Source organism: Alcanivorax profundi (assembly GCF_003597125.1).
GTDB classification, from domain to species: domain Bacteria; phylum Pseudomonadota; class Gammaproteobacteria; order Pseudomonadales; family Alcanivoracaceae; genus Alcanivorax; species Alcanivorax profundi.
Genome location: NZ_QYYA01000205.1, coordinates 1 through 364, shown reverse-complemented (window position 1 = coordinate 364; position 364 = coordinate 1). Strand labels below are relative to the sequence as shown.

Below are 364 nucleotides of genomic sequence, written 5' to 3'. Positions count from 1 at the left end.
CAATCGTTTTACCCCAAGCATCACGATAGCTTCCGACCCAATGAATAGTGTAGAGGTCAACCTAAAGGTGAATCCTGTAAAGGAAAGTCCTGAAAACATTCTGCAACTCCCCGAAAGGATAGCCGAAGCTAAAGGCATCAAGATTATCGTCTGCATCGATGAGTTTCAGCAACTCGCCAACCTGCCAAAATGGAAGAACCTTGAAGCTATGCTGAGGGCTGAATGGCAGTTGCAGCACCATACCACCTATTGTCTCTACGGCAGCAAGATGCACATGATGAAAGATATTTTCAACAAGACGAACAGCCCTTTCTTTAAGTTCGGACAACTGATGAACCTGAAGAGAATAGCCAAGGAATATTGG

Annotated in this window: 1 protein-coding gene; it reads left to right on the top strand. The window is 44.8% G+C overall.

All coding sequences use genetic code 11. The annotated features are described in order from the left end of the window. The coding region (locus D4A39_RS19500) for an ATP-binding protein (protein ID WP_199699519.1) at positions 1–364 on the top strand (364 nt) is incomplete at both ends.